The organism is Enterobacter hormaechei subsp. xiangfangensis (genome assembly GCF_001729785.1).
Classification (GTDB): Bacteria; Pseudomonadota; Gammaproteobacteria; order Enterobacterales; family Enterobacteriaceae; genus Enterobacter; species Enterobacter hormaechei_C.
Genome location: NZ_CP017183.1, coordinates 52863 through 73114, shown reverse-complemented (window position 1 = coordinate 73114; position 20252 = coordinate 52863). Strand labels below are relative to the sequence as shown.

The following is a 20252-nucleotide window of genomic DNA, read 5'->3' as shown; positions in this document are numbered from 1 at the left end:
AATGCGGGCCATGCGTACAACGTGCTTCTCGCTTAGGCGCTGAAGAAACCGCCGATGAAGCCGCCCACCAGGCCGAATACGCCGCCGATGGTGCCGCCCAGCGCGCCTAACATCTGGCTGCCCGCGTTATAGCCCGCGCTTGCGCCCTGAATAGCGGCAGCAAACGGATCCCAACCACCGATGATGGCCTGTGCTTTTTTGAAATCGATAACTTGCATGATACTTTTCCTGTTAACGTGAATTAGTTGTAGCTACCAACCAGCGCGCCCAGGAAGCCCATTGCGCCACCCAGAACTCCGCCAACCACACCGCCAACCATGCCCATGATGCTGGCGCCAGTGTCGTAACCCAGCTGTGCACCTTTAACCAGACCAGCGAACGGGTTTAACGCGCCGCCAATAATGTCTTTCGCTTCTACGAATGAAATCGCTTTCATTTTTATCTCCTGTAGTGATGGATCTTTAGCATGATGCTAAAGGCTAATTTCCTTTTATGAAGGAAAGCGGTTGCTACGGGCAGGTGGTCAGCGGAATGATTTTATTGCCATAAATAATCATCCGCCTTGCAGCCTGCCCGGCATTATCTATTTCCAGCCGTTGCCCCGGTGGAATATATTTTGAATTGTTGTATTGCGTACTGCACCCGACCGAGGAAACATATTTAAAATAGGTATTCCCGGTATTACTCACCACCCCGTTGCTAAACGCATAATCAAAATGTCGTGTCCATGGTCGGACAATCAAAATAGCCTCAAGCGAGACCACCACATCCGACTGGATGCGCTGGCCTTTGCGCGTGATAACCTTTGCCTGGAGCGGCGTCTCGGTGAATTTTACGCGATAGTATCGCTCTTTGTTGTCATGCGGGCCGGTATAATAAAATTTAAAACCCGCGCGTTCACCGCTCCCCAGCGTTAATTGCTTAGGCGAATACATGACTTCGCCGTCTTTTATTTCGGTTTCTTTTCCCTTCTCTTTAGGAACGTCTACCTGAATAAGCGACACGGTATAATTCTGACGCTCGCTGGTATCGTTTTTTATCGGCTGAAAAACAACTTCTCTTTCGGGAAGAAAATCAATATTCAGACTTTCGATAATTAAAGCATTTGCCCCTGTGGAAATGAAGCAATTTATTGCAAAAATAGCCAGGAATTTTCCAGTCATGGTTGATTAATTCCAGGATGCGCTAACATCTATTCTTCCCTGCGCGGTCACTTCACCAAACCAGCTATTTCCGTCATAGGTGGTTTTCGATACCGGATTATCCATAACGAACTGGAGGATCAGCGGTGTTTTCCAGAGCCACATATCGGTCACGCCGGAACTCATTTTGTCCCACTCTTCCGCATGGGTGGCCGGCGCCGGGATCGACAGTACTTCGCCTTTACAGTTGTGCGCCATCAGCGTCTGGCTTTTCCCCACCAGCACGTTGCCCGGAATGGGAACCGTAAAGCCGTTGCCGCTAAAGGCGCAGTAGTCCACCCCATTCAGGCTTTGGGTAGGCCCGGTGACTTTTACCGTGACCGCAATCGCCGCATCTTTTTGCGCCCCGCTGTAGGTGATGGTGTAGGGGATCTCAATGGGCGCTTCGCCGATAATGCCTTTCCCTGAGCCGCCCAGACCGTCAGGATCGAGGGTGTAATCCGGGTTGTCTGGCACAATTTCCAGCCCGGGTTCGATAGGGTTAATCACCAGGCCGCCCCCCGGCTGGAAGCAGAAATCCGCCGCCAGCGAGCTGTTGCCGGGCGTCAGACACAGGCTGACGATATTGCCAATGTTGCTGCCGTCCCCCGCCTGCGCCACGCTCAGAATTAACGCTTTCGGCAAAAAGATTTTAAGGTACGCTTTGCCGCCGTTTTTCTGCGGCGCTGCAAGGAAGGTGTTCGCCAGGACACGCGTATCGCTCAGGATACCGCCGGAGATACTGTACCAGGTGTTTTCATCGAAGGTCAGCTCGGCGGCAAGCCCGGTGCCGCCGCTCATGTGCGATTGCAGCACGCTGTTGACGCGGGAAGAGGTGAGCGCCAGCCCTCCGTTGTAACCGGAGATATCTTCCCCAACAAATGTGTATTCGAGCAGGTCGCACAGGACGCCAGAGACCGTGTTACGGGTGTACTTGGTGCAGGTGGCCCCCGTTGATCCATCGACAATCGTCACCTCGCCGCTGATCGGGTCAATACCCAGGTTAAGCGCTCTGGAGTTGGTCATGGTCAGCGTGCCCACCTTGTGAAGCGTATTGGTGGTGGTCACTTTGTTGATGGAGCTGATTTGCGGCGTGGAGGTGATGGTCACTTCATCCCCTGGCGCGGCGTTGAGCAAATAGTTAAAGAACGGATCGCCCAGTACCCAGCGCCCGTATGACGTGCCGGGCTCCATCACCGGCGGCTTAACCACCATCGACGTGTCGGTATAGCTGGTCGTCGGGGTGTACCCCGTGTTGCCGCAGGACGAGGAACACGCCGTCCCTTTAAAGAACGGAGAAGCGCTGGAACCGGTCACCGAAAAGTCGATAGTTAACGCGCTGCCTGCCGGGCCGTTGAAGCTGTTGTCCGGGATGTAAGTGGCGATACCGTTATTCGTTTTCGCACTCAGGGTCGGCCACTCGCGCGAACCGTGTAAAAACGCGGTCGACGTGCTGTTCAGACTAAACAGCCCTGCGCTGTTTCCCGTACCGTTATTGTCCGGGTTATTAATGGCGAAATAGGGCAGCTCCTGCGCCAGGGCCGCCGCGCTTATCAGCAGTAAATTAAGAGCGAATATCTTTTTCATCGTCACGTTCCTGCGTTCCTTTTGCTTCCTGCCAGACGAAATCGCCTTTGTCGCAGGAGATGTCCCCAAGCCACAGCGCACCGCGGTTAGACTCGATGTCCAGGCGCACTTCGCAGACGCTGTCGTCCGGCGTGGCGATACTCAGGACAGGGTTGTTCTTATCAACGTCGATCACGAAGCGTCCGTCGTTTTCCGTCCGGGTCAGCCCGACGTGGTTTTTGATCTGCATGGCGCCAATCGGGGCCCCGTTTGCATCCACAAGACGACCAAACAGAGTGACGATTTTCTTCACCTGCGGCTTCATCACCACGGTATTGCCCGGATAAACCGTGATATGGCGACGCGCATTCGCGCCAATCTCATAGCTTTCCGTACCGGTTTCACTGTTCATCACTTCCAGGTCATAAGCCTGGTATGCCGGCAGCGACAGCCAGGTCTTATCCCCTTTGATGCGTTCTGCCCGGCCGTTAAGCTTCAGGGTCAGCGCTTCATCAGATTTGAGACCGGTACTGACAATCACCCCTGCGCTTTCGGTGCCTTTCCCGGCGGCGATGGCCTCTTTGGACCAGCCCACGCTGCCGTCACTGGTCAGCGTGGAGTTCCAGCCTTTACTCATGCCGCTCTGGACGCTGAGGATGTTGCTGTTCCACGGCGTGTCGAAGTTCACGCTGCCGCCGCCGCTTACGCTGCGATCCTGGCGGCTGTTAAAGGCTTTCGAGACGTTGGCGGTAGCCGATTTCAGGTAATCGCCTTCAAACTGGCGGCTGGCGCTGACGTTCAGCGCCGTGCCGGTATCGCGATTGTGGGAAACGCCAACCGACACGGTATTGCCGAGCGGTATAGCGAAATCGAGCATCACGTAACGATCTTTCTCTTCGTAATACCCGTCGTATTTGTTGCGCGACATTCCCACCCGCAGGCGCGCCGTACCGTAGCGACCGGCGTATAACCCCTGGGAGTAGTCCAGCTGATAGCGTTTATAGCGATAGAGGTCGTCCTCCTGGCGCATCAGGCTCAGGTTGCCCGCCGAGGGCAGACCGAACGACGGCAGGCTAAAGGAGGCGCCCCAGGTATTGCCCTTGCTCTCATAGATATCGAGGAACTTGCCACTGGAGAGCTGTTCATGGGAGTACCACACCGAGCCGATCTGCCACGGCAGGCTGAGATTCGCCCCATAGTTGGCGCGATAGGTTCCGTCGGAGGCGGCCATGGTCTGGGTATTCACCGAGAAATAGCCCGTCAGGTTCAGGGAGGCCCACAGCTCGCTGACGATGTGTTCCCGCATCATGTAGGTGGAGGCGTTCCAGTCGACCATCCCGCTGCGCTTGCTGAACGAGGCTCCCACCAGCGACATGGTGTCTTTATGTTTGGTGTCGTAATCGTAGTAGTAGGTGTTGTCCTGCTCGTTTTTGCGTTTCGCGTATTTTTTATAATTGACGACGGATTTATCGCGGCTATACATCCCGCCCCACATCTGCCAGCGCAGCGTTTCCGACACGTTGCTGGAGAACGGCTTATTTACGGTGTACATGTTACGCGACACGGTGCGGCTTCCGCTCACCACCTCAACTTCGATGCTGTAGATCCCGTAGGGCAGGCTGCTGGTGTCAATTTCATGGTTGCCGACGTCAAAGCGCTGAATGCCGATAAGCTGCCCGTCACGACGAATACGGGCCTCGCCCGCCGTGGGGAAATAGACCACCACCGGCGTCAGAGAGAGCGTGTTATCGCGTTTGCGGGAGTTGGCCTGGTTGCCCATGGAAACGCCGTAGACTTCACCGCCGGAAATCCCGCTGACGCTCGCCAGAGACTGCATCGCCCAGCCGTTCAGCATGCCTGCGGCGTAGCGCATCCCCTGATAGTCGCGCTCCCACATAACCGCGTTCATCTGGGTATCGCTGCTGCTCTCGTTGACGTAGCCAGAGCCATCGATCAGCACATGATCGACGCCCATTGAGATCCAGTTTCTCGCGTTCAGATAGCCCGACGACCAGCTGTCACCGTAGCCGCTCTCGGTGTGATACGCCCCGAGGTTGTAGGAGAACGTGCCGCTCAGGTCGTCAGACTCCGGCGCATCAATATCCACCTCACGCGGGCGAATATTCACCCCGTAGTCGCTCTGCGACAGATTCAGCAACAGGCGCATTTTTTTCTGATCCAGTTCGAACGCCGAACCCGCGCTAACCGGAATACGCATCTGGTCATCAAACTGCTTATCGTTAATGCTTTGCAGTAACGCCCGCATCTCTTTTGACAGACGAATGCCGTTATCAGACTCCTGGACCTGAACGTCCCTCAGCCCCAGCTTCAGATCTTTTGCAAAGAGCGTCACGTCACCGATACGAACATATTCACTCGCCGTGCCTTCGTGGTTCCCTTGTTGTGCTGAGTGTGGACGCGTATTCACCAGATAGACGGGAATTTTGATCCCCTGCTCCAGCAGTGCATAAAGCGAGTCGGGAAAACGGTAATTAGCGATAACCACGGAGCTTGAGGCTGCATGCGCAAGCGCGGGCAGCGTGCCGGATGCGCAAGCCATCATCACCGGCAACACTAATTTATTTTTCACCATGCATCCTTACTTAACAGGAATGAACTGTTTCAGGTCCCATATTCCGAGATGAAAATGGTTATCCGTAACGTTGATATCCTCGATAGCGCGCGAGGTCTCTGGCATCAGGTAGAAGTTTTTGCTACACGGCGTGCCGGGGGATTCCGGATTCGGCTTCAGGCAGGTCCCGGTCGCATTGACGCGAAACGAGGTGTTCCCTTTATTGGTTATTTTTCCCGCCACATAGACGAAATCAATCTTCTTATCCCGGGGCTGAACCACCAGAATGGTGCTCACCACCGCGCGCGTCATCCCGGTGCCGTTTTTTGGCGAACCGCTGTCCACCTCTTCGCTTACCCCTTCATCCGTGAAGGTAATGCGGTAGTAACGCTCTTTGTTATCGGCGTTCCCGTGATAGTAAAATTTGACGATATTGCTGGTACCGGCGGGCATCACCATGCGCGTGGGCGTCAGCAACAGTTCGTCCACTTTCTCCGGATTGATGACGATCCCTTCATCCATTGGGCTGCTGATCCGCTGTGCGCGAACAGAAACAATGCGCACGCTGTCTGCTTCGTTTTTTATTTCCTTGGCGGTGGAGTCAGCATCCGCAGAAATAATGGTGGTGACTTTTCCCACATTAATGGCCAGCGCGGAGGAAGAGATAAATAATAAAAATAAGAAGGCGGATTTGAGGTTAAACATGCTATTTCCCTAAACAGGGGCTTGCGCCCCTGGATCGATCAGGCCTTAGCCCCAGGTTGCGCGGAACGCAACAGACACGGTCCCTTCCCACAGGCTGTTGGTCAGGTCTTTGAACTCTTTCGCCGTACCGGCATTGTCCTGAGCGGAGTCAACGTAGAAGACGAATTTGTCCTGGCCGGTAATTTCGGTATCTGCCGCCGCGCCTGCGCTGGTGGTCAGGTTCCACAGGCCAGAAGAGACGCCGGTGTTAGAAGAGGAATCAACCAGCGTGGTCCATGCGGTTGATTTCGCCCCCACGGTGCCACCGATAGAGCCCAGGTCGTTACCGCCCCAACGCGCACCCACTTTCAGCTTGGTCGCTTCACCACCCACGCTGAACAGCGTGTTGTTTGAATCGTCGAGGATAGCTTCGAGTTTGAAGCTGGTCGCCGTAGAGTGATCGCCACGGATAGCCACATCAAACAGACCGGTGTCGGTGTTGAAAGATTTGGTGTTGGCGCTGTAAACAAAGTTCAGAGCACGCGTTGGCGTAACAACCAGATCGGATTCGCTGTCTTTGGTCGCGGTTGCCTGCCATGTGGCAGAAGCCGTCGTTTCTGCTGCATTAACTGCGCTCAGGGCAGAAACAGACAGCAGGGAGCCCAGAACGATAGCGTTCAGTTTGTTCATTTATTTAGTCCTTCAAAAAAGAATCCACGTGTATAAAAAGGGGAGCCCCTTTTTCGAGGCGGAGTATAGACAGCCGCAAAATAACGAGGCAATACAGAAAAATTCACTCGACGGAGAGCAACAATAAAAATATAAATAAATTTCTCGTATCTTATTGTTACGTATTGAGTAAATTACTCACTTTCCCGAGTAATAGATAAATATCGATTTTTTAATAAAGAGAAATATCAGGACGTCGGGACAGCCACACACATCATTACAGGCAACACCAGCCCCTTAATTAACCACGCATGTTTTTTTACGCTGGTAATATAGAAGAAGTTGATATTATCAAGTAACATTTCGTTTACAACGCCATCCGGCGCCGCATCATCTTCAGATTTATTCAGCTTTTTATCCTTAATATAAAAGATATTGCTTCCATCGACTTTTTCCACGCTGAGCGTGTAATTTCGGTCAATCAGGTAGCTTTTGCCCTCTTTCTTGAGCACGCCTTTATGAATAACCGTCACAACATCTTTGTTGTTAAACAGGAAAAGCGTGGTTAGCGACATATCGGTTGACTCACCCGTGGAATATGTTTTCCAGGAAATGGTATCTGACTGGCAGCCAAACCCCTCATCCTGCGTTCTGGTAAAATAGATCCATAACAACGCGATGACAGACAGCGCCAGTACGATACTGAACAGTACACTCATTTTAGTCCTTGACATATTTTAACTCCCGGTCAGGCTTCTGTAAGAAATGCAGTTCTTATAATCGTCGATACTGTCCTGCTGATAACAGATGGCCAGGAAATAATTTTCTATCTGCGACTTTTTAAACCTGGAATAGTAAGCATCTGCAACCTGATGTTGACAGTCGATATGTTGACTGGCGATGACCTCTTTTACGTGATTAAAGTAGTGCTGTCGCGGCTGATACATATTCTTATCGATCAGGTATACCGTACACCGGTCCACTTTACCGAGCAGATGCATATCAGAATCTTTCAGGCTCTCGGCATAGGAATCCCTTTGGTGCAACAGTAAAACAGCGGTGCCGATAACGGTAATCAGTAATAAGGTGCAGAGAGAAATAAAGAGTCTGTGCAGCGATATTAATTGTTTAGGCGGATCGGCATCTTTCTTATGCGCTAGCGTATCGAATGATTCAGAGGCAGATTGTTCACTAAGCGTTGAAACAACCGGCGGCCTGACCGTGTGGTGTTCAATATGCGCGGCAAGGCTAAATCCCTTGCCACGTATCGTTTTTATCAGTAAAGGGTCGCATCCTAATGTACGAAATGCTTTTCTGATTTCACTTATGGCAACATTCAGACTCACCGAAGAACCAGAGAAACCATGATCCTCCCAGACCTTCTTTATCAGGTCGTCTCTGTCGAGAGTTTTACCATTATTGATGATAAGTTCATAAAGCAGACGACCCGCCTGGTTAGATAACTTAATGGATGACTCTTCCTCTCCATTAATCATGATCATACCGGTGTCGACTTCATAAAGCATTGTAAGATCAATGAGATACTTCATATTATTATTACGCCATTGTTAAAATTATGTGCATTTGCCAGGCAATAATAAGTCTAAAGTTTGTGTGGTCAAGTCGCGTGATATTAATTGAGAGATGAATTCATAAAGCTTCATTAATTAACAATTATTAAATCATTAATAAAAATATTTGAACCAACGCATTTAGGTTAAAACATTAAAAAAAACTAACACACAAGATTATAATCTTAAACTTTAGAAATTGTTGGAATAATGTTTTGTTATGTACTTTTTTAGTGCAACATAATATCGTCAAAGCATTCTCCCGAGTCGCCATGCGTCTAGCCGGTACATCAGGGACATGTGTAGCCGATTAACATTCATTTTAAATAACACAAATCTTCATGGAGTTTATCATGTTCAAATCGATCATGACCGTATCACTGCTGGCCGCTGCTATTGCCTCTACCAGCGCAGTGGCCGCAGACAATTCGGCGGGTGGTATTATTAACTTTACCGGCGCTATTACCGATACAACCTGTACCATTAACGGCGGTAAAAGCGCAGACTTTACCGTTGCGCTTTCCCCTATTTCGGTAAAAGATGCGGGCACCACGGTTGGCCTGATCACTAAGAATAAAAAATCTATTGCGCTGACTTTCTCAGGTTGTTCACCAGCAGCCGGAACGACCGGCACCCCGCTGAAAGTGTATTTCTCCAGCGCGGATAATATTTCCACTGACGGTAAATACCTGCTCAATAACAGCGTGAACGAAAGCGATGCCAGCATGGCACGTAATGTCGGTTTTGCGCTAGTGGAGCCAGGTTCGTCCACGCCAATTACCCTGAACCAGCCTTACACCACGGATATTATGGGTACAGCGACCGCGCCAGATTCCGAGACGCTGACGCTGGATGTTTATTATTATAAAACGAACGCCGCTGCCGCCACCGTGGGCGAGTTAAGCTCCAACGTAACGTATACCATTTCCTACCTGTAATAATGATTATTCAGGCTCTGTTTTCGCAGAGCCTGTATTTAAGGTTGCAATCATGCGCAAGGCAATTTTGCTGGCAGGCTTACTGCTAAGCACCGGTCACTCATGGGCCAATATTGTCATTAATGGCACCCGTGTCCTTTATCCTGAAAATAACAAAGAGGTGATCGTCCAGTTAATGAATACGGGCGATGCGCCCGCTCTGGTGCAATCCTGGATAGATGACGGTGATATTAATTCCACGCCGGAAACAGCCAATGTGCCGTTTTTGCTGTCGCCGCCAGTAATAAAGGTTAACGAACATAATGGCCAACAGCTTCGTATTAAAAAGCTGCCGTCCAGCTTGCCTGCGGATCGCGAATCCGTCTTTTTCCTGAATGTTCTCGACATTCCGCCCAGACCTGAAAATCTGCAAAATCAGAATACCGTTCAGCTGGCGATTAAATCCCGTATCAAACTTTTTTACCGGCCCGCTGCGCTGAAAGGCACGCTGGATGACGCGGTGGCGAAACTGACGCTCGCCGCCGAAGGCGATCGCTTTCGCATTACAAATAACAGTCCGTTCCATATTACGGTCGCCAATATTTCGCTGGGTAAAACGAAATTGCTCCAGGAGTCCCCTATGGTTTCCCCGTTTGGGCAGCTGACGGTCGCCGCAAAAAATACGGTTAAGCGCGGACAGACCTTCCAGCTGATGTATGTGGACGATCTTGGCGCGTATAAAACCCGGACTTTCACCAGTCAGTGATCGGAAAGACTCACCATGAAAATGAAACAAAACAGACTCTGTCTGCTGGCAGTCTGCACGCTTCTGCTTTCGCATAAATCAGGGGCCGTCTCGTTTGATCCCTCCCTGCTTGCTGGCGCATCCGGTGAGTCCGATCTGTCTCGCTTTTCCGAAAACAACGCCATGCCAGCCGGCAGTCAGGAGATGGATATCTACGTAAACGGCAGCTGGAAGGGACGTTATACCGTCATCTACGGCGAGCAGCGTGACGACATCCGCCTTGCCTGGAAAGATGCCCGGTCGCTTGGCATCAACACCACGTCCGTGCCTGCGCCCGCCATTGCGCACGGGCAGGTTCAGCTGCGCGATCTGGTTCAGGGCGGTGAAGTCAAAACCGATACCAGCACCCTGAGTCTGGCGCTTACCGTTCCGCAGGCGGCCGTGCTGCGTACTGAAGAAGGTTACATTGCCCCCCAGTTCTGGGACGAGGGGATACCGGCGCTGATGCTCTCGTGGAACACGACCTGGTACAACACCCGCGCGAAAGGCGCTGCGAAAGACACAAATGATGATTTTTATGCCGGGCTGGATTCCGGCGCCAACCTGTTCGGCTGGCAGTTTCGCGACAGCAGCGCCTGGCGGAAAACGGCCAGCGGAGAGAGTAGCTGGCAGAATAATACCCGCTACCTGCGCCGTCCCCTGGCCTCGCTGAAATCCAACCTGACGCTGGGTGACTTTTATATTCCTGGCGATCTGTTTGATTCCCTGCGCGTGCGCGGCGTGTCGCTGGCGTCGGACATGAAGATGCGCCCAAATTCACAGCAGGGTTTTTCACCGGTGGTTCACGGCGTGGCACGGACGAACGCCCTGGTGAAAGTTATCCAGAATGGCAACGTGATCTATCAGGAGAATGTGCCGCCGGGCCAGTTTACCCTCGACAGCATTCAGCCTACCGGCTCCGCGGGCGATTTGCTGGTGGTGGTGCGTGAAGCGGACGGTTCACAGCAGTCCTTCACGGTGCCGTTTTCCGCCGTACCCGGGATGCTAAAAGAAGGGGTGAGTCAGTACAGCGTGGTGGCGGGTAAAGTGCATCAGAACACGCTCGATGCCGAACCCGCATTCATGCAGGCCACGCTGCGCTACGGGTTTAATAACCTCATCACCGGGTATACCGGGACGATTATTAGCGATAACTACCAGGCCGGGCTTGTCGGTACCGGGTGGAACCTTCCCTTTGGCGCGGTCTCGTTTGATGTCACCCACGCCAAAACCACCCTACAGGATCGCACCAGCAGCGGTCAGAGTTATCGCGTGTCGTACAGCAAATTTATCGATACCACCGCCACCAACTTCACCCTGGCGGCCTATCGCTATTCCACTAAAGGCTATTACAGCTTCAGCGACGCGCTCTATTCGCGCGAAGGGTATCAGCGCCTGAGAGCGCAGTACGACGACTATGAAGATCGGTTTGGCGTTGCGCCCGACATGTCGCTAAGCACCTGGGACGCCATGCGCGCGGCGCAGCCCAAGAATACCTTTACGCTTAACCTTAATCAGCGCCTGCTCAATAACTGGGGCACGGTGTTTGTCTCCGGCACACAGCGCGATTACTGGAACTCACAGCAAACCACGCGCGAATACCAGATGGGCTATTCCAACGCCATCGGCCGCGCCAGCTATACCCTGTCGGCCAGCCGGGTACGGAACAGGGACAGTGAAGAAGAGACGCGCCTTTACCTCTCCCTCAGCCTGCCGTTCTCGCTGTTTGATAATAATGCGTGGATCACCTCCAGCCTGACGGCCAGCGATTCGCATTACGAGCAGAGCAATATCAGCATGAGCGGGAACGCGCTGGCGTCGAACCGACTGAGCTACACCCTCTCCGGCAGTAATGCGCGGGGGGGGAAAAATGCGGCAAGCGTTAACGCCGCGTACCGTTCGAACTTCGCGACACTCGGTGGCTCTTACAGCGAATCCTCCGACTACCGCCAGACCGGGCTCAGCGGACGCGGCAGCCTGGTGGCCTACCCGTGGCACGTTCTCGCCTCAAACGAAACCGGCACAACCATGACTATCGTCGATGCGCCAAAGGCGGAGGGGCTGATGGTGAACGGCGATGAAAGCATTATGACGAACCGCGATGGCGTGGCGCTGGTGCCTTACGCCACCCCGTATCGCAAAAACGCCATTACGTTAACTGAAACGGAAAACAGCGCTGGCGCGGAGGTGATCGGCAATATGGCTAACGTGGCTCCTTACGACGGGGCGGTGAGCTATATCCGCTTTGAAACCGACAAGCGCCAGTCATGGGTACTTCATGCGACGCGCGCCGACGGCAAACCGCTGCCCTTTGGCACCGAAGTGCTGGATGAACATGGTGAATCTGTCGGGTATGTCGGACAGGCCAGCGTACTGTATATCCGTGCTGAACAGCCGCCACGCGCGCTCAACGTGCATCTCCGCGGCGGAAAGTGCGAAATCTCCTCCCCGGCCTGGGGGCTGAACAGCCCCTCATCGGTTTGCCATTAATTACGGATTATCAAAATGTTACGATCATTCATGTTCCTGCTCCTCACCAGCGTTAGCGGGATGAGCTATGCCACCTGCTCCGGCAGCAGCATCGTTTATGGCACACCGATTACCATTGATTTATCGGATAAGCTGAGCCCGGCCACGCCCACATGGACCGGCAGCTTCACCACCCAGTACAGCGGCTCGTTCAACTGTACGACGGGTAATAGCGAATTTTCTTACACGCCGATCCTCTCGACCGACAGCAAATACGCGACCATCCTCGGATTCAGCAACAACAAGTATATGGTGCGGGCGGAGATCACCAATCCCCCGGCCAATAAAACCCTGTCTGCCAGCGGTAGCCATACGGCGTCTGAGCTGAATACACCGTTTACGGTTCGCTTCACCCTCGTTAACCAGAGCGGCACCACCCTGACGGGGGATACGGCGAACATGAGCGACGTTCTGTTCGTCAGCGACATGAGCGGGTTATCTATCTGGGAAATCATCACCTGGCCAATCAATCAGGTCATCAAGATAGCGCAGTGGTTATTCAGCGGGTTCAAGTGGCCTTACGACAACCGCGATATGTTTGGTCAGCCGATGATCATCAAATACGCGCCAAAACTGACTACCTGTTCCTTTGATAATGCGGGGCTGACCGTGGCGCTGCCGACGCTCGGCATTCCCCAGCTCAGTGCATCCTCACAGCCGGGGCTGACGCCTTTTTCACTGAACATGAGCTGTCAGAACGTCGGGGTTAATGGCAATTCCGATCGGGCAATTGAGATGTTTCTGTCCAGCACGCAGCTGCTTTCGACCGACAGCTCGGTGCTGATCGACAGCAGCAGTAGCGCGGCGCAGGGCGTGGGGCTCCGCCTGATAAAACGTGACGCCCCGCAAACGCCGGTGACCTTCTCTACCTCGACCACCAGCCGTGGCAACGCCACAATGATCTTCAGCGTGGCGGCTGGCGCGGCGCTGGACGAACATTTCACCCTTCCGATGGCGGCGTACTATTACGTGTGGGCACCCGCCCAGGTGAGCCAGGGTAAGATCAATACATCGGCTACGCTGAATATTATCTACCCCTGATGTGGACTATTCCTCCATCTTTCCAACCGCCTGCACATACTTAATCAGTTCGCTGTGGTTGGAAAGATTCAGCTTTTTCATCGCATTATGCTTCTGCGTCGCAATAGTACTGACCGAACGGTTTCGATGACGGGCAATCTCCGTCGTTGAAAATCCTTCCACAATAAGATGAAGCACCTCCCACTCTCTGGCCGAGAGGATGGAGCGCGCCCGGGAGCCGGACCGCATTACCCGCCTGAGCCACGAAGAGATCGACGGTTTTTGCCCGTCCGCCATGAGCAACGCGGGTAATTCCTTTTTCAGTTCAGTCAATTCATCCTGCTGACTGATGGTTAATTCAAATTTCATCTCCAGAACTTTTTTTAACAGCCCGTAAGGCAGCTCGGGCACCAACAGAACACGCCTGACGTGATGGGTTTTACATAAAGATGTAAAACGGCTGCTGACCTCCGCACTCCACTCTTTATGATTAAGCAGATAATTAAATTCAGTGAAGAAAACATCCACGTTATTATCCGCCACCGCCGCCAGCGCCTGTTCTGTGGAATCGACCTGAGTAATGTTCAGTACGTAATCGGGTAAAAGATCCTGGAGCGCCCGGAATATTATCTCTTTAAATATATTTATTTTGTAAAACACCATTACCCTTACGATACGTTCAGTATTATTCATGTCTTTTCTAAATTCTCGTGACCGGAGGAAAATGATAATAGTTTATGTACTCACCACTCACAACCTCTTCGCGCCAGGATTTTATCCTTCTCAGGCTTAAAAATCTGAACAAGGACATTAAATTCATAGAAAAAATTCTATTTTATTCTGCGCGCCGTTTCCCCTTGCAGATAAAGCCTTGTCGATAACTCTGCCACGATCACAATTTTTCTTACAGGAATAGCATTAAGCCACTGAAAAATCGGTGGATTAACCCCATTAATTAACCGCCCGATGCTTATTATCCGCTCATTTACAGAATAAAAATCTGGCATGAATATTATTAGAAGATTAAAACAATTGCATATACCATTAAAACCCTTTTTCAATTTTATCTTCCTCTAATAATTGGCATCAGCTTTACTCGACGGTTTGTATTGGCTTACATTGATGCCATCGCATCGCGTTATTTAAAAAAGTGCTCGCTATTCTTTTAATAAGAGAGTGCGAACCGCCATTTTCTCTTATATGGACTGTTTACTCAGCGAAAGGAGAATGCCAATGCAAAATAAAAAAACAATTCACGTTGCCGTTGTTGACAGCTGCGAATTCACGATGATTGGCCTGCAATCGCTTGGAAAGCGTGAGCCTGATGAAAAACACGACGTTATTTTCCATGGGTTTACCCATATCGAAGAACTTGCTATGAGTGAACAACTCTTTGATATCATCATTTATGATCCGTTGAATACGCGTCATTTCCGGGTGACGACGAATGACGACATTCTCTGTATTAAACAGAAACAAGTGACAGCGAAGATCTATATCTATTCGTTATCCGCCGGCTATTTGAAATTCAAACATGTTGATGGAGTCATCAGCAAAAGAGTCTCCCTGGGGGATATCAAAGCGCTGTGGCAAATACTGATGAGCCAGACGCCGCAAGAGTCTGGCCGTTACAACGTAGGCATGACGACCCGCTTACGCACCCCGGCGAGGCTGTCCAGCGAGGAGGCAAGCGTATTGCGCGGCTATTCCTGTAATCTCAAAACCAAGCAAATCGCCCGTCAGCTGGGGTGTAACGTCAGGCTGGTTTACTTTTATAAGAACAACGCCATGAACAAGCTTAAAGCCGTGCGTGGCCCCTCGTTTTACCAGAGCATTCGCTGGATCCTGAATTAAGAATTTGACCGTGTGTCGTTTGCCTTTTGTTCCCGTGTCCGCGGGAACCTTTTTTTCATTTTCTGAAGGCTGTTCCATGTATACCGTTCTTCCCTCTCCCCTGTTGCAACGTATCTCAGGGCTGCGCTTCCAGCCGCTTGTCGATCTTCATTCGGGCCAGGTGTTCGCGCATGAAGTGCTTGTGGAGATCCGTAACGTCAATCTTGAGGTGCTGTTTGCCTCGCTGCCCTCGCGCAGCGCGCTGCAAATCTTCTTCTGGCAGGCCAACACTCTCTTACAGATACCCGCCCGGGACGGTTACTGGCTAAACCTTCCGGCAGAGCACCTTCTCGACGAACGCGCTATCCGGTTGTTGCTGGCGTTACGCCATCAGCAGCGGTTAACGATTGAAATTCAGGATCCCCTGACCATCACACGGCTGAGCGAGGCTGAGCAACGTCATCTTCATGCCACGCTTGTTCGGTTAAAAGAGGCGGGATGGCAAATCTGGCTGGACGATTTAACCCGGGAGTTGGCTGAGGCGTTCGCGCGGCTTGCGCTACCGCTGGATGGGGTAAAAATTGACCGTTCAGCACTGCGCGAGCGCGCGCCGCTTGCCCCGTTTGTGCAGGAGGTCAGGACAGGTATCGCGCAATCAATTCTTATCGAAGGCATCGAAAACTCGCGGGATCTGGCGCGCGCCCGCACGTCCGGCGCACAGTCTGGCCAGGGTTTTCTGTGGCCCGAAAGCCGAACCGATGCCCGCGTAACGCTTTGACGGCCAGCGGAGCGCTGGCCTTTTTACCGGGGCTTACCAGCCCGGCACCGCGCCACCGTTAAAAAGGGTCTCTGCCGCTTTCGCCACTTCCGGCGACTGATAGGACTGGATAAATTCCTTCACGTTTTCAGCGTCTTTGTTGTCTTCACGCGTGACCACAATATTCACATAGGGTGAGTTTTTGTCTTCAATAAAGACGCTGTCGTGTACCGGAGACAGCCCCGTTTGCTGGAGATAGGTGGTACTGATGATGGCCACATCCACTTTCGGATCGTCCAGCACGCGCGGCAGCTGCGCCCCTTCCAGCTCCATAATCTGTAAGTTTTTCGGGTTCGCGGTAATATCCAGCGCCGTTGGCAGCAGGCCAACATCCGGTTTAAGGGTAATCAGCTTCTCTTTTTGCAGCAGCAACAGCGCGCGACCAAGGTTGGTGGGATCGTTTGGAATCGCAATGGTTGCGCCGTCCTTCAGCTCAGACACCGATTTAATCTTTCGGGAGTAACCCGCCATCGGGAAGACGAAGGTATTGGCCACGGCGACCAGATTGTAATTGTGCGCCTTGTTATCTTCTGCAAGGAAAGGGCGATGCTGGAAGACGTTGGCGTCCAGTTCGCCCTGGTTGGTGGCATCGTTGGGTAGCAGCGAGCCGCTAAAGCCCACCAGCTCAACATCCAGACCGTATTTCTCCTTTGCCACCTTTTTGGCGACTTCCGCCACGTCCTGCTCAGCGCCATTGATTACGCCGACTTTAATGTGTCTGGCATCATTGCCGCCCTGGTCACAGCCCGCGAGCAGCAGGCCAGTCAGGAGAAGCACACCCATTCGAAGTTTCACGAGACAGTTCCTTTTGAAAGACGTTTTGAAGACTATATCGACAACGAGACGGCAGGCTAAAAAACGAAAAGGAATCAGTAAGACGGTTAAGTTATATGCGGCCTGTTGCCGGGTGGCGCTGCGCTTACCCGGCCTACGTGACGGGGGAAGTGTAGGCCCGGTAAGCGTAGCGCCACCGGGCGATGGGCATCAGGCTACGGTAGTCCAGGCGCAAGCAGAACCGCTAACCTCACGCCTGCCGACGCAGCGGCGCTTCGCGCAAAAACCACGACAACACAAACGCCAGCACCATAATCCCCGCCGCCAGCATGAACACCGCATGGATCGCCGAGCCGAACGCATCCAGATAGTCCAGACGCAGGGCATCAGGCAGATGGTGTATGGCAACGGGATTAAGTTCGCGCGGCAGTTCCGCCCCTTCCGGCAGCCTGTCGATCAGACCTGATTGCAGAATATGGGTGAACACCGCGCCAAACAGCGCAACGCCAATCGCCCCGCCAATGGAGCGGAACAGCGTCACCCCAGACGTCGCGACGCCGTATTGATCGGCTGACACGCTGTTTTGCACCGCCAGCACCAGCACCTGCATCACCAGTCCCAGCCCCATGCCCAGCACGCCGGTAAACAGGTAAAGCTGCCAGGTTGGAGAGGTGATTGAAATGCGCGTCAGTAACATCATCCCCACCACGCCGAGCAGCGTGCCGAGGATCGGGAACAGACGATATTTCCCGGTACGGCTGATGATGCGCCCGCTGATGATGGAGGTGAGCAACAGCCCCCCCATCAGGGGGATGAGCTGCAAACCGGCCTGCGTCGGCGTGGCGTCTTTTACCACCTGTAAATAGAGCGGCAGGAAAGTGACGGAGCCAAACAGCGACATGCCGATAATAAAACCGATCAGGCTACAGAGCAGGAAGCTGCGGTCGCGGAAGAGCGACAGCGGGATAATCGGCTCCCACGCCAGCCGCTCTTCGTAGATAAACCCGGCGATCCCCGTCAGGCCGAAGGCCAGAATGCACCACAGCTGCGGGTCGCTCCATTGGCGGATCGTCCCCCCCTCGGTGGTAAACAGAATGATGCACAGCAACGCCATGCTGAGGTAAATCGCCCCCAGGTAATCAATCTCATGCTTGCTGCGCCGCGCGCTGCCGTGGAAAACCGCGCCAATCACCAGCAGCGCAAACAGCCCCAGCGGCAGGTTGATGTAGAAAATCCAGCGCCAGGATGCGTGCTGAACGATAAACCCGCCGATCAGCGGCCCTATCACCGTCGCCAGGCCAAACACGCCGCCAAACAGCCCCTGATAGCGACCCCGATCGGCAGGCGGGATCACGTCCGCCACGGCAGCCATGCTGATCACCATCAGCCCCCCGCCCCCCAGCCCTTGCAGGGCGCGCATCAGCACCAGCTGGGTCATGTTCTGCGCCAGACCGCACAGCGCGGACCCCACAAGGAACAGCACAATCGCGATTTGCAGAACGATTTTTCGGCCAAACAGATCGCCGAATTTGCCGTACAGCGGCACCACGATGGTCGAACTGAGGATATAGGCCGTTACCACCCACGAGAGTTTATCCAGCCCGCCCAGCTCACCCACGATAGTCGGCAGCGCGGTGGAAACAATGGTTTGATCCAGCGCCGAGAGCAGCATCACCAGCAGGAGTGCGCTGAACAGCAGCTTAATCGACGGCGCCTTTTTCGCAGGTTGAGTCATTACGTCGGACTCCATAAGACATCACTTGAAATTAATTAATCGTATAATTAATATTTGTGGAAGTGATGAATAAGATCAAGAGATACGGTGACCATGTCAGCACAAAAGGACAATTCTGAACCCCGCCGCCCCGGTCGGCCACGCGGCGGCAAGCGCGTTACCGCCAGCCGTGAACAGCTGCTGGATATCGCCCTGAATCTCTTTTCCCGCCAGGGGATCGCCAATACGTCGTTGAACGCTATTGCCCGCGAAGCAGGCGTGACGCCCGCCATGCTGCACTACTACTTCAACTCCAGAGAACAGTTGCTGGATGCGATGATTGAGGAGCGCTTCCTGCCGTTACGCGAGCGGATCGGGGCGATTTTCGCCGACAACCGGGATTCGCCGGTGGATGCCCTGACGGAAATGGTCAGGGTGCTGGCCGAACTGGCTGAAAAGTATCGCTGGTTTGCCCCGCTGTGGATGCAGGAGGTGATTGGCGAGATGCCGGTACTGCGCACCCATTTGCAGGCACGCTTTGGCGATGAGAAATATCACACCACGCTGGCAACCATCAAAGGCTGGCAGCAGGAAGGAAAGCTGAATCCGGCGCTGGCCCCCGAACTGCTGTTCACTACGCTGCTGAGCCTGGTGCTGGTGCCGTTCTCCCGCATGCGCAATGACGAGAGGCTTAGCGCCCTCTCGCCGGAGATCGTGGTGCGCCACGTGTTAGCCGTGATAGGCACCGGGATCGGCGGTTAAAGATTTTTGGACAGATAGTGTCTCTGCATTCCCTGATAAGGGTAATCCTGCAAGGACATCTGCACCTGATAACCCTGTTTTTCATAGAACGGACGCGCCTGGAAGCTGACCGTATCCACCAGCGCGTGACGACAGCCTTTGCGACGGGCCTCCTCTTCAGCCGTTTTGATAAGCTGGCTTCCCACGCCCGTTCCCCGCACGCTGTCGCTGACCCACAGATAGTCGATGTTCAGCCAGTCGCCTTTCCGTACGCCGATTAACCCGCCCAGCATGACGCCATTGTCGTCTCGCATATATACGCCAATATCGCCACTAAACGTCCCCAGATCTAAATACTGCGCGTTATAGGCTCTTAGCCCCGTTAATAATTCTTCTTTTTCCTGTGGTGTGACGTTCTCCGTCGTGATCAGATGCATAGCGTTCTCCTTGTTTTTGTGCAGTTTAACTATCGCACAACTGCATAGCAGGGAAAATTCATACTTTTGACCGGGGTCACGGCGCTGAAAGTAACCCTACATTTCAGAGAAAGCCTGTGACTTTACCGGAGGTTTCGATGAAATCTGCACACCTGGTTTGCCTGCTCGTTTGCCTGATTTTCGCTGCGTTTGTTCACGCGCAGGAGAAGAGCGCTCCGGAGAAAGAGGCCCAGATAAAACAGCAGGTCCTGAAAGATGTAAAGAAAACCTGTACCCCGCAGAAAAAGCAGAGCGATAAAGCCTGGCAGGCGATGATTTTGTCGTCTGAGGCCAATCAGCTGCTGATCAAAAACGCCATCACCGCCGTGAAGCGTGACAACCTGGACGCCTACTGGGATGCAGTAAGTCAGGTGGATTGTATGGAAGATTACTGAGGGTTGAGC

General features: G+C 53.1%; 21 protein-coding genes. 8 read left to right on the top strand and 13 right to left on the bottom strand.

All coding sequences use genetic code 11. The features are described from left to right. Nucleotides 1–32: 32 nt before the first annotated feature. The 9 genes from BFV63_RS00355 to BFV63_RS00315 all read right to left on the bottom strand — a co-directional run bounded on the left by BFV63_RS00355 (nt 33) and on the right by BFV63_RS00315 (nt 8222). Nucleotides 33–218 carry a hypothetical protein gene (locus tag BFV63_RS00355; RefSeq protein ID WP_001196016.1) on the bottom strand — a complete coding sequence of 62 codons (186 nt, stop codon included), beginning with the start codon at nt 216–218 and terminating at the stop codon, nt 33–35. A 23-nt stretch (nt 219–241) separates the two neighbouring features. Then, nucleotides 242–436, bottom strand: coding sequence for a hypothetical protein (locus BFV63_RS00350; RefSeq protein ID WP_022646586.1), 195 nt, complete (start codon nt 434–436; stop codon nt 242–244). 73 nt (nt 437–509) lie between these two features. Further along, entirely contained in the window at nt 510–1163 is a 654-nt protein-coding gene (locus BFV63_RS00345; protein WP_006812468.1) for an EcpB family pilus assembly chaperone, read from the bottom strand. 6 nt (nt 1164–1169) lie between these two features. Next, nucleotides 1170–2768 carry a fimbrial adhesin EcpD family protein gene (locus tag BFV63_RS00340; RefSeq protein ID WP_048210827.1) on the bottom strand — a complete coding sequence of 533 codons (1599 nt, stop codon included), beginning with the start codon at nt 2766–2768 and terminating at the stop codon, nt 1170–1172. Beyond that, nucleotides 2746–5340 carry a CS1-pili formation C-terminal domain-containing protein gene (locus BFV63_RS00335; protein ID WP_032608167.1) on the bottom strand — a complete coding sequence of 865 codons (2595 nt, stop codon included), beginning with the start codon at nt 5338–5340 and terminating at the stop codon, nt 2746–2748. Before BFV63_RS00335 ends, BFV63_RS00340 begins: the two co-directional genes overlap by 23 nt. A 6-nt stretch (nt 5341–5346) precedes the next feature. Further along, on the bottom strand, nt 5347–6024 hold the full coding sequence (locus BFV63_RS00330) for an EcpB family pilus assembly chaperone (protein ID WP_022650117.1): 678 nt from the start codon (nt 6022–6024) through the stop codon (nt 5347–5349). Between the two features lie 45 nt (nt 6025–6069). Then, the gene (locus BFV63_RS00325) at nt 6070–6693 is read right to left on the bottom strand and encodes a common pilus major fimbrillin subunit EcpA (protein WP_003860995.1); all 624 of its coding nucleotides are present in this window, start codon (nt 6691–6693) and stop codon (nt 6070–6072) included. 227 nt (nt 6694–6920) lie between these two features. Then, nucleotides 6921–7391, bottom strand: a complete 471-nt coding sequence (locus BFV63_RS00320; RefSeq protein ID WP_003860998.1) for a FidL-like protein — start codon at nt 7389–7391, stop codon at nt 6921–6923. 18 nt (nt 7392–7409) lie between these two features. Beyond that, nucleotides 7410–8222 (bottom strand): winged helix-turn-helix domain-containing protein, encoded by an 813-nt coding sequence (locus BFV63_RS00315; protein WP_022650116.1) that lies wholly within the window; start codon nt 8220–8222, stop codon nt 7410–7412. A gap of 374 nt (nt 8223–8596) precedes the next feature. Here BFV63_RS00315 and BFV63_RS00310 point away from each other — a divergent pair, with 374 nt between their 5' ends. Genes BFV63_RS00310 through BFV63_RS00295 form a run of 4 tightly spaced genes read left to right on the top strand, consistent with a single transcriptional unit; the run spans nt 8597 to nt 13514 of the window. Continuing rightward, entirely contained in the window at nt 8597–9181 is a 585-nt protein-coding gene (locus tag BFV63_RS00310; RefSeq protein ID WP_045342666.1) for a fimbrial protein, read from the top strand. Between the two features lie 52 nt (nt 9182–9233). After that, complete coding sequence (locus BFV63_RS00305; protein WP_001223973.1) at nt 9234–9926, top strand: fimbrial biogenesis chaperone; 693 nt, start codon at nt 9234–9236, stop codon at nt 9924–9926. A gap of 15 nt (nt 9927–9941) precedes the next feature. Then, nucleotides 9942–12434 carry a fimbria/pilus outer membrane usher protein gene (locus BFV63_RS00300; protein ID WP_048241591.1) on the top strand — a complete coding sequence of 831 codons (2493 nt, stop codon included), beginning with the start codon at nt 9942–9944 and terminating at the stop codon, nt 12432–12434. A gap of 15 nt (nt 12435–12449) precedes the next feature. Beyond that, entirely contained in the window at nt 12450–13514 is a 1065-nt protein-coding gene (locus BFV63_RS00295; protein WP_022650114.1) for a fimbrial protein, read from the top strand. Between the two features lie 6 nt (nt 13515–13520). Here BFV63_RS00295 and BFV63_RS00290 read toward each other — a convergent pair whose 3' ends face one another. Then, nucleotides 13521–14156: a LuxR C-terminal-related transcriptional regulator gene (locus tag BFV63_RS00290; protein WP_015570092.1), complete on the bottom strand. Its 636-nt coding sequence runs from the start codon at nt 14154–14156 to the stop codon at nt 13521–13523. A gap of 570 nt (nt 14157–14726) precedes the next feature. Between BFV63_RS00290 and BFV63_RS00285 the strand changes: the two genes are divergently transcribed. Together BFV63_RS00285 and BFV63_RS00280 are read left to right on the top strand one after the other, a co-directional pair. Next, the gene (locus BFV63_RS00285; RefSeq protein ID WP_015570093.1) at nt 14727–15347 is read left to right on the top strand and encodes a LuxR C-terminal-related transcriptional regulator; all 621 of its coding nucleotides are present in this window, start codon (nt 14727–14729) and stop codon (nt 15345–15347) included. 76 nt (nt 15348–15423) lie between these two features. After that, a complete protein-coding gene (locus tag BFV63_RS00280; RefSeq protein ID WP_023315105.1) occupies nt 15424–16104 on the top strand; it encodes an EAL domain-containing protein in 681 nt (226 codons plus the stop codon). A gap of 33 nt (nt 16105–16137) precedes the next feature. Here BFV63_RS00280 and nlpA read toward each other — a convergent pair whose 3' ends face one another. Together nlpA and BFV63_RS00270 are read right to left on the bottom strand one after the other, a co-directional pair. Continuing rightward, entirely contained in the window at nt 16138–16938 is an 801-nt protein-coding gene (gene nlpA, locus BFV63_RS00275; protein WP_048241592.1) for a lipoprotein NlpA, read from the bottom strand. A gap of 229 nt (nt 16939–17167) precedes the next feature. Next, nucleotides 17168–18667, bottom strand: coding sequence for an MDR family MFS transporter (locus BFV63_RS00270; protein WP_032608159.1), 1500 nt, complete (start codon nt 18665–18667; stop codon nt 17168–17170). A 78-nt stretch (nt 18668–18745) separates the two neighbouring features. On the opposite strand from BFV63_RS00270, the gene BFV63_RS00265 reads away from it, so the two are divergent. Continuing rightward, nucleotides 18746–19393 carry a TetR/AcrR family transcriptional regulator gene (locus BFV63_RS00265; protein WP_003861018.1) on the top strand — a complete coding sequence of 216 codons (648 nt, stop codon included), beginning with the start codon at nt 18746–18748 and terminating at the stop codon, nt 19391–19393. Here the strand turns inward: BFV63_RS00265 and BFV63_RS00260 are convergent. Next, a complete protein-coding gene (locus BFV63_RS00260; protein ID WP_048241594.1) occupies nt 19390–19809 on the bottom strand; it encodes a GNAT family N-acetyltransferase in 420 nt (139 codons plus the stop codon). The two genes, BFV63_RS00265 and BFV63_RS00260, sit on opposite strands and share 4 nt — an antisense overlap. A gap of 137 nt (nt 19810–19946) precedes the next feature. On the opposite strand from BFV63_RS00260, the gene BFV63_RS00255 reads away from it, so the two are divergent. Next, a complete protein-coding gene (locus tag BFV63_RS00255) occupies nt 19947–20243 on the top strand; it encodes a YicS family protein (protein WP_003861030.1) in 297 nt (98 codons plus the stop codon). The last annotated feature ends 9 nt before the right edge of the window (nt 20244–20252 follow it).